General features: G+C 30.5%; 12 protein-coding genes and 2 pseudogenes. 3 read left to right on the top strand and 11 right to left on the bottom strand.

All coding sequences use genetic code 11. The annotated features are described in order from the left end of the window. Nucleotides 1–285: 285 nt before the first annotated feature. The 3 genes from HMPREF2658_RS02465 to HMPREF2658_RS02450 all read right to left on the bottom strand — a co-directional run bounded on the left by HMPREF2658_RS02465 (nucleotide 286) and on the right by HMPREF2658_RS02450 (nucleotide 2,551). Entirely contained in the window at nucleotides 286–711 is a 426-nt protein-coding gene (locus HMPREF2658_RS02465; RefSeq protein WP_061824091.1) for a DUF1433 domain-containing protein, read from the bottom strand. Nucleotides 712–1,182: 471 nt separating this feature from the next. Then, nucleotides 1,183–1,605 carry a DUF1433 domain-containing protein gene (locus tag HMPREF2658_RS02455; protein WP_001034760.1) on the bottom strand — a complete coding sequence of 141 codons (423 nt, stop codon included), beginning with the start codon at nucleotides 1,603–1,605 and terminating at the stop codon, nucleotides 1,183–1,185. Nucleotides 1,606–1,855: 250 nt separating this feature from the next. Next, the gene (locus tag HMPREF2658_RS02450) at nucleotides 1,856–2,551 is read right to left on the bottom strand and encodes an SDR family oxidoreductase (protein ID WP_000217460.1); all 696 of its coding nucleotides are present in this window, start codon (nucleotides 2,549–2,551) and stop codon (nucleotides 1,856–1,858) included. 288 nt (nucleotides 2,552–2,839) lie between these two features. Between HMPREF2658_RS02450 and HMPREF2658_RS02445 the strand changes: the two genes are divergently transcribed. Then, nucleotides 2,840–3,121, top strand: a complete 282-nt coding sequence (locus tag HMPREF2658_RS02445) for a single-stranded DNA-binding protein (protein WP_000220937.1) — start codon at nucleotides 2,840–2,842, stop codon at nucleotides 3,119–3,121. After that, nucleotides 3,057–3,242: a hypothetical protein gene (locus HMPREF2658_RS02440; protein ID WP_001791851.1), complete on the top strand. Its 186-nt coding sequence runs from the start codon at nucleotides 3,057–3,059 to the stop codon at nucleotides 3,240–3,242. The genes HMPREF2658_RS02445 and HMPREF2658_RS02440 overlap by 65 nt, the downstream gene beginning before the upstream one ends. 138 nt (nucleotides 3,243–3,380) lie before the next feature. Here HMPREF2658_RS02440 and HMPREF2658_RS02435 read toward each other — a convergent pair whose 3' ends face one another. Further along, nucleotides 3,381–3,572, bottom strand: a complete 192-nt coding sequence (locus tag HMPREF2658_RS02435; protein WP_001224379.1) for a hypothetical protein — start codon at nucleotides 3,570–3,572, stop codon at nucleotides 3,381–3,383. Nucleotides 3,573–4,006: 434 nt separating this feature from the next. Here HMPREF2658_RS02435 and HMPREF2658_RS14060 point away from each other — a divergent pair, with 434 nt between their 5' ends. Further along, the gene (locus HMPREF2658_RS14060; RefSeq protein WP_031785466.1) at nucleotides 4,007–4,129 is read left to right on the top strand and encodes a hypothetical protein; all 123 of its coding nucleotides are present in this window, start codon (nucleotides 4,007–4,009) and stop codon (nucleotides 4,127–4,129) included. 13 nt (nucleotides 4,130–4,142) lie between these two features. Here HMPREF2658_RS14060 and HMPREF2658_RS02430 read toward each other — a convergent pair whose 3' ends face one another. From HMPREF2658_RS02430 to HMPREF2658_RS02400, 7 genes and pseudogenes are all read right to left on the bottom strand, one after another. Next, nucleotides 4,143–4,931: a tandem-type lipoprotein gene (locus HMPREF2658_RS02430; protein WP_001796756.1), complete on the bottom strand. Its 789-nt coding sequence runs from the start codon at nucleotides 4,929–4,931 to the stop codon at nucleotides 4,143–4,145. A gap of 108 nt (nucleotides 4,932–5,039) precedes the next feature. Further along, nucleotides 5,040–5,147 (bottom strand): annotated as a pseudogene (locus HMPREF2658_RS14565) (Csa1 family protein); the annotation flags it as partial. Between the two features lie 316 nt (nucleotides 5,148–5,463). After that, entirely contained in the window at nucleotides 5,464–5,751 is a 288-nt protein-coding gene (locus HMPREF2658_RS02425) for a hypothetical protein (RefSeq protein WP_000521958.1), read from the bottom strand. Between the two features lie 2 nt (nucleotides 5,752–5,753). After that, the gene (locus HMPREF2658_RS02420; protein ID WP_000495500.1) at nucleotides 5,754–6,080 is read right to left on the bottom strand and encodes a hypothetical protein; all 327 of its coding nucleotides are present in this window, start codon (nucleotides 6,078–6,080) and stop codon (nucleotides 5,754–5,756) included. Further along, nucleotides 6,080–7,403, bottom strand: a pseudogene (locus tag HMPREF2658_RS14055) (hypothetical protein). Before HMPREF2658_RS14055 ends, HMPREF2658_RS02420 begins: the two are co-directional and overlap by 1 nt. Continuing rightward, nucleotides 7,400–8,185, bottom strand: a complete 786-nt coding sequence (locus tag HMPREF2658_RS02405) for a tandem-type lipoprotein (protein ID WP_000581876.1) — start codon at nucleotides 8,183–8,185, stop codon at nucleotides 7,400–7,402. The pseudogene HMPREF2658_RS14055 and the gene HMPREF2658_RS02405 overlap by 4 nt, the downstream one beginning before the upstream one ends. Before the next feature lie 247 nt (nucleotides 8,186–8,432). Then, on the bottom strand, nucleotides 8,433–9,079 hold a 647-nt coding region (locus HMPREF2658_RS02400), incomplete at its 5' end, for a tandem-type lipoprotein (RefSeq protein ID WP_070854186.1).

Genomic DNA, 9,079 nt, shown 5'->3' with positions numbered 1-9,079 from the left:
TACTAGTTAATATTAAAATTTTCTTTTTCGACATGTATCACCAGCTCCTAATGTAAGATGGGAAATGAAAATTTTTTATAGTTCTGTAATAATTAATGTTATAGTTTATAAATCATAGTACCACTATCGTCGTATCTAACAACGTGAATATTAGAATTAACTATTGCTGAGAATTGAACGATATGATATTCCGCTTCTATAAAATTCGACACCCTACTAACATAAATATCTTCGATAGCAAACGATATTTAACATGTACAAATCAAGCTAAATATTACGTGAAAATCACTGTTTAGTGTTTTTCTTTTTGTTTATTTCTTCTTTAATTTTTTCAGGAGATTTTAAATTTTCAGCGTTCTTTAATTTTCCTAAAACTTCATTACTTCCTGTCAATCCTCCAGTGAATTGATAATGATGTTCTGGTGACCCATATGCAACAAAATCAGCTTTTTTGTTTTCATTGATGTAACCTTCAATTACGGCATCGCCCATAGGTCCTGTCTTCAAACTTGTGAAATGTACAGATTTCATCGTGTTCGGTTCTTTAGTGTTATGCTTGAGATAGAGTGTAATACGCTCTTGTTGTTCTTTATAATAAATTGATTTTTGTTTTTCTTTTTCGTCATATTTCACTTTTAAATAGATACCTGCAACACTAATTAATATGATTAACATAATACTAGTTAATATTAAAATTTTCTTTTTCGACATATATCACCAGCTCCTAAAATGTGGTGGAATTTTATACAGTTTACATGATTATGATACTACATAACACGCTCTTAAAAAGTAAAAGTAGCTATTTAGTAATGAGGAAATACTATATTTAAAATTGTATGTTTATATCAAGCTAAGTTTAACGGATTAAAGGGAGCAGGTCTATCACCTGTTACTAAAACTTATAGACTCAAAACCAATTAATTGTATTTAATATTTGCAGAGACAAATTCGAATCACTTGTTAGACTTCGAGTTTTATTCTGTCGAAGATTCAAATACATTATTTGATAAACATTAAGCAATTAAAAGTGTTGATATAAAGTTCATCTAAGATCATCGAAATATTGCGGTTATGAAGTGGTTAACAGATAAATACAGTGAAAATTGTACTAAAAATTCAACTTTTCATTTTTATGTGTAAGTATGATTAACTTGAAAGCAAAATTAAAACGACCGCATAGTTTTAGCGGTCGTTCTTTTTAGACTCTAATTCCTTTTTTATCTCATCAGGTGTTTTGGTTTGATGTGCTGGTTTTAATAACGTGCTTAAATTTTTACTTTTGATCAAACTTCCACCAAATTGATAATGATGTTCTGGTGACCCATATGCAACAAAATCAGCTTTTTTGTTTTCATTGATGTAACCTTCAATTACGGCATCGCCCATAGGTCCTCTTTTTAAACTTGTGAAATGCACAGATTTAATCGTGTTTGGTTCTTTAGTATTATGCTTGAGATAAAGTGTAATACGCTCCTGTTGTTCTTTATAGTAAATTGCTTTTTGTTTTTCTTTTTCGTCATATTTCACTTTTAAATAAATGACTGTAGCAACTATACATATACATAAAATAACACCAATAATTATAAAAACATGTTTTTTGTTCATTAAAGTAACTCCTAAAATGTGTTGGAAAATGAAAATTTGTTTGCAATCTGCAATTATGAACATTATAGATTATAAATCATAACACTAATATCATCGCCTTCACTCACTCGATTATTAAAATCACCAGTTAGTGAAAATTGTGCAAGGAATAATTGCCTATCATGCTTTTATATCATTATTGCCTTACTAATATTAACAAAACCGATAGCTATTACATTAAATGTCTATCTCCCACACCTCAAACACATTTTTATACAGGACGCACTGTAATTTCATTCACGTTAACGTGCTTTGGTTGTGTTAATGCATATAATACTGCTTCTGCAATATCTTGTGGTTCAAGTTTTTTACGATCTGTTGGATTGTATGCGGCAGTTATGGCTGTATCTACCATTCCTGGAGAAATGCTTGTTACTTTAACGCCTGTCTTTGCCAACTCTTTTTCTAATCCTTGAGTAATAGTGTGAACTGCTACTTTCGTCGCACTATAAATCGTACTACTTTTCGTTACTTCAAAGCCAGAAATAGATGCAATGTTAATAAGATGGCCACTTGATTGTTCTAACATAGTTGGTAATGCAGCCTGTGCCGTATATAAAGTGCCTTTGATATTCACATCAATCATACTATCCCACTCATCTACTTGATAATCAGTAATCTTAGACGATAACATTTGTCCCGCACTATTGATAACAATATCCAAACCACCGAATGTTTGTTGTGCAATTTTTATCAATTCATCGACTTCTTCTTTTTTCGTTACATCTGTTGGCACTACCTTCACACTATCTTGAGCTAATTGATTCGCCACATTTTGTAGTTTATCTTTATTTCTACCGGCTAAGACAACTTTCGCCCCTTCTTCATGTAATAATGTAGCGATTGCTTCTCCAATACCACTACCTGCACCTGTAACTAGTGCTACTTTATCTGTTAATACTGTCATAATGATCGACTCCTTTGATTCTTTTTATTTTTTCAGGGTAAATCATAAATACATATTACTTTTAAAAAGCGTATCACAATTCATATAACGGTCATAATAACTCGCTTCATTTTCATAGATAAATTACATTACAAGCCATTCGAAACATACAATTAATCGTTGCTTATATTTTTTATTTTTAAAAATGTTGAAAAATCGTCACTTCTTTATTGTAAAAACATTATATTAGTACTAAAGTTAATACTGTGATTTATCATTCGATTGAATGATTAGAGGGAGGAATAAAACGTGACATATCATGAGCGTGTTTTAGCATTAAGAGCAGAAAGTAAAAGAACTGCATTTGATTTTCGATTCGAAGATTTATTTAGCAAAGAAGAATGGCTAAGTATGTCGCTTGCAGAAAGACAAAAAGCTGAAAAAGCATTTCGACACGAAGTTAAAAATATGGACGATGTAAGAATGCCCTTCTCAAGTGTCCATGACGCCCAAGTAAAATTATATAATGTTATATATTCTTATAACGGCATTAAACGTAATTTTAAACAAGTTGAAAATGAAGGATTCTAATATCATTTCGTTTATATATAGCAGACATGATAGAATTTTATATGTAAATCTTGTAGGTAATCGTTTTAAAAATAATATAAGCATGACTAAAGCCACATCCAATATAGGACGTGGCTTTTAGTATCGTTCCAGATTTGTGGGGAGTTAGGGTTTACTTAATTAAAGGGGTCTGCCCTCAATTGCTCACCAACGAGGGCAAGTTACATCAATCACACTTCAATTGCCGCCGACTAGGGGTAGTAATCATTGGCAATAAGAACTAGTTAGTGACTAACGATTTACGTTCCATAGCAAAGTGATACAAACGCTCAGCATCAATGTAAGGCATAGAATCAATAGTTAGGTAACCATCTTTGATGTCACCAATCAATCCTTGATTTACACCAGTGTTCACGTAAATATCATAGCTACTTACGTCTGAGAAAATAAGCGCTTCAATCTCTTTTCTCATAATCATCACTCCAATGTTTATATAGTATTTATATAAACTCTCTCGTCTCTCTCTATTTATTAACTTCTTACAAGTCTAATATTACATGAATTTCCAAATAAATAAAGAGGTTTGTGATGTATTTCACAAATTTATCACTATTTTGGAAAATTAAGAAATATTTAATTATATAAAAGTTTAATAAGTAAGAAAATATGATAAAATGTAGATGTTCTTTAGACATTAAAAGCTTCTAACATGATATGGAATCCAAGATTCCGATATCATGTTAGAAGCTTTTTTGTTGTGGTGATTATATTGATAATGGCATGAATGAACGCATGCTGTCTTAGCTTCAGGAATCATATAAGATATTAAATTTCAGTTCTTTGAATGTTTTTTAATTTCTTACTAATATCATCCAGTTCATTCTTCGCCTTTTTAACCCAATCCCCTTGAGCTACATTATCAAATTCACCTTTATTTTTTTTGAAATGACTACCTATATTTCACAGCTCACTTTAGATATCGAACTTGTTTCTTCAGAGTTACTTGTTATATTACCAGGATTTATTTGATATTCCGTTTGACTCATGATTCATTACCCTCACTTGGAGTAAATTGTACCGAATCTGTAAAAAAGATATTTTCTTCTTTATTTTCGACAAAGGTAAATTCAAGACTTCTAGAACCTACGGATGAACCTTTTAAATCTCCATCACCTTTCAATAATAGTTTCGGAGCTTTGTTGGTTGGAATATTATATCTTTTTCGAAGTTGCTTCACATTGTAGTCATTGTTACTCAATTGATATTCTGCTGAATAACTAGGTACATTTGGATTATATGCAATGTCACCATCTTTATAATCATTAATATCTTTAAAGTCACCGTATTGTACAAAAAACTTAAAGTCTTCAATTTCTTTTCTTAATTTATCATCAGCTATCGGTTTGGTTGGAATGATTCTATTATGTTCCATTTTCACTGGATATTTTGTATCTTTATTATGTGAATACCCTTTACTATCCTCGGTTATTTCTCTAACAACAAAATTACCTTTCGTTGTTCTAGTATTACGATTTATATAAAGCACCATTCCTCTAGATTCCATATTGCTATTATTTGTCTCAATAATCATTTTAGAGTGAATTATCCAAGTGCCTTTATCTCCTTTTTCAAACTCTTCGTCACGAAATCCTTCTTTATCATAAAAGTCTTCAAGATTTTTGGTTGGATACAAGCTCAACGTTTTGTTGAAGTTTTCTTTAATTTGTTTATCTTTACTACTTTCTTCTTTTTTCATTCCGCAAGCGCTAATAAAAACAGATAGTATCATCAAGCATAGACACAATTTTAACCTTTTTGAATGAATCATCATTTCTCCACCTTATATTTTTAATACTGATTCAACCTTTAATTTATACAACTAAAGCGAAAAATTATTTTGAACACTTTATGGAATTTTCATTTCAAACTTCTATTAACCCTATTCAGTAGGTTTGAAATTAATACTATCAGAAAAATACACATTTTCTTCTTTATTTCTTATAAAGTTAAATTCTAGTTCTTTAGAACCTAAGGATGAGCCTTTTAATCGCCATCACCTTCATACAGTTTGAAGTCATATTTACCAATTGTAAATGACGACTAGATGATATATAGTTCAAGAAACATCAAAATTCGTTAAAACATAATCAAATTTTATTATGTTCAAAACTTTATTTTCCAAAAAATAAAAAAGAAGTTAAACAAAGATTGGTTGCTTAACTTCCATTATTGAATTCATTAGTCCGATTTGACATAGATCCCGAAAAATAATGGCTAATAGCCACTTATAGTCGAAATTACGAACTATATAATTCATTTATTATTAAATGGATTATATACTTGTTGTGTTTCTTAATACCTTTTTATACTTTAATATCTTGAATTTTTTCTAAATCATTACTAATATCTTTTAATTCGTCTGTGGCATTTTTCACCCAAGCCCCTTGTGCCGCATTTTTAAAATCATCTTCAAATTTTTTGAAATGACTTACCATTTGGTCAAGTAATATTTTCTCATCACTTTTCAGCTTATTTTGATGATCATGATGCATACGAACATGTTCAGGCGCAATAACCTCACTAATCTGTTCTTTTTCCTTCATTTGTTCCAATACTGCTAAATCTGGTAAACCACTAAAATCAAGTCCCACGCTTATTCATCTCCTTCAATTCTGTCAGATTGTTTTAGATATTCTCTTCTTAAATCATCTTTATAATCTTCTAATTTCATTTCGTGATGTCGGATACGTTGATTCGTTTCTCTATCGAAAGATTCTATAATACGTGTCATCCTGATCATAGCGTCTTCACTATAATTCATTTTATGTTTGAGATATAAGAAATGATCATACATTTGTTCACATTTCCTACGTGTTTGATGTCTTAATTCATCAAGTTGATTGAATGCATCATTCAATTGCTTTCTTTCTTCATCATAGGCATTTTCAAGTTCATTAATATTTTTATACGTAGTAAACATTACATCATCCCATCAATCTGGCTCGCTAACATTTGGTCATTAGAAACAATTGCTTCGATACTCTGTTTAATTTTTGCGATATAGCCATTACAATTTTTATAAACATCATTTAATTTCTTTATCTTATCATCAATTTTTCTTTTAGGATCTGTTTCAAGTTTACTTTCATACGCGCCACCTTTTCTTAATTCATCTATAACCTCTGCAGAGGTCAATTTTTCACCAATTTCATTTCCAACTTTTTGCGCTTTTTTCCAGTTGTCTCCAAATTTATGCGCCATCACATGATACATTTTTTCAAATGTTGGCTTTCTTCATTCACTAATTGATTTAATCCTTCGGCAATGGTTAGTGCTGTTAAAGCTTCTAATAATTGTTGTTGGGAGGAAGAGAGGGGTCCACCTGTTATTTGAATCCAATTCGCTCTTAACGTCTCTACTTTATGTAATCTATGCCTCGTTTGTTTACAAACGGATTTTAATGCTTTATTATTTTCGTCTTGGTAGCCTTTAACTTTGTTTAATTCAGCTAAGATTATAGCCTGTGTTCTGCTCATTAAAATACCACTCATTGCATGGCCTTCTCCATTTTTAAGTACTATTTTTTCTCCAGCAGTTTCATATAAATGATTGCGGACACCTGCATCTAATTCGTCTTCATCAGACACAAATCTTACAATGTGACCATCGTACTTTTCAATCAATTTTTTAAGTTCTTCTTGATCGGCATAAAGGCCGCTCACATCTTTGATCGCTAATGGAGCTGGATTATACACAACGATATGTTTAATATCATTACTCATACCTAAAATCATCGCATCTCTACCGCCCAGCGAATGTCCGGTAATAATATCAATATCATAGTCTTTTTTGATATTTTTGATAAAGTCTTGGGTATTTTTATAATGTGGATCTTTATCTGTGACGGAATGAAGGCCAATATTGACATCGGCCCCAATATCCTTTAGCGTTTCACTCGCATCTATATATCCTTGATAAGAAGGAACACCAAATGTTTGTTTTAATATTGCGTCTTTGTGTACATTAGTACCTGTCATACCTAAAGTAACTTTGCCAGTGTCTTTATTTAAAAAGGCGCTTGTAGTCGTACCTGTTTTGGGGTCCGTATAACTTTTAAGATATGAAAGATTTTTAGGGAATTTATTTTTTCTTGTAACTTTTTAATTTGTTTATCAATTTTATTTTGTTTTAAACCACTGTTATTTGCGTTTTCTATTTCATAACTTATATTAGATACTGTACTTGTTTCTTCAGAGTTACCTTTTATATTGCCAGATTTTATTTGATATTCCGTTTGACTCATGATTTATCATCCTCGCTAGGTGTAAATTCGACCGAATCTGAAAAATAGATATTCTCTTCTTGATTTTCTACAAACGTAAATTCTAGATCCTTAGATCCTACGGATGAGCCTTTTAAATTGCCGGATCCTTTCAATTTTAATTCGGGCGCTTGTTTGGTTGGAATATGATATCGTTTTCTTAACTGTTGAACATTATAGTCATCATTATTCAATTGATACTTTGCAGAATAACTTGGCACATTAGGATTATATGAAATATCACCATTTTTATAATCTTTAAAATCTTTAAAATTTCCATATTGTACAAAGAACTTAAAGTTTTCAATCTCTTTTTTTAACTTGTCATCCGGTATAGGCTTTGTTGGAATAATTCGATTATTTTCCATCTTGACAGGATATTTTTTTTCTTTACTACGTGAATATCCTTTACTATCTTCAGTTATTTCGGTGACAATAAAATTACCCTTCGTTGTTCTAGTATTGCGATTGATATAGAGCACCATTCCTCTCGATTCCATATTTTTCCCTTTTGGTTCGATAACCATTTCAGAATAAATAATCCAAGTCCCTTTATCTCTTTTATCAAATTCTTGATCTCGAAAACCTTCCTTATCGTAAAAATCATCGAGATTCTTGGTTGGATATACACTTAATGTTTTGTTGAAATTTTCTTTAATTTGAGCGTTTCGACCATTTGTTTTTGTCATAATGACACAACCTCCAATCAATATAATGAGTAATACCAAACATATACCGAGCGTTAATTTCTTTGAATGAATCATCATTTCTCCACCTTATATTTTTAATACTGACTCCGTTTTTAATATTTACACCTATTACGAAAAATTGTTTTGAACAAATGAATTTAATTGTAATTATTTTGTTTTTCAAATCTTCTTATCAGAATTATAAAACAATTAAATCAAAAGATAAAGTTTGTATGATTTACAATTAATTCCTGGAATTATCTTTATTATCTTTTACCTAATTAGAGCATTATGAAAATTTAACTCCAAACTTCAATTAACCCTATTCAGTAGGTTTGAAATTAATACTATCAGAAAAATACACATTTTCTTCTTTATTTCTTATAAAGTTAAATTCTAGTTCTTTAGAACCTACGGATGAGCCTTTTAAATCGCCATCACCTTTCAACAATAGTTCTGGTGCTTGTTTCGTTGGTATATCATATCTTCTTCTTAATTGTCGGACATTATAATCATCATTACTTAATTGATATTTTGCCGAATAACTTGGTACGTTTGGATTGTATGAAATATTCCCATTTTTGTAATCTTTAAAATCTTTAAAGTTGCCATATTGTACAAAAAACTTGAAGTTTTCAATTTCTTTTTTTAACTTCTCGTCTTTTATAGGTTTTGTTGGGATAATTTGATTATGTTCCATCTTGACAGGGTATTTTTTATCTTTATCATGGACGTATCCCTTTTTATCTTTAGTTATCTCACCTACTATAAAATATCCTTTCGTTGTTCTAGTGTTACGATTGATATAAAGTATCATCTCTCTGGATTTTAAGGCTCCTTCTTTTAATTGGATGTTCATTCCAGAATTAATAATCCAAGTCCCTTTATCTCTTTTATCAAATTCTTGATCTCGAAAGCCTTCTTTATCGTAAAAATCTTCAAGATTTTTAGTTGGATACAAGCTCAACG

This window comes from Staphylococcus sp. HMSC062H10 (assembly GCF_001836945.1).
In the GTDB taxonomy this organism is placed as follows: Bacteria; Bacillota; Bacilli; order Staphylococcales; family Staphylococcaceae; genus Staphylococcus; species Staphylococcus aureus.
This window is presented reverse-complemented; position numbering and strand designations above follow the sequence as displayed.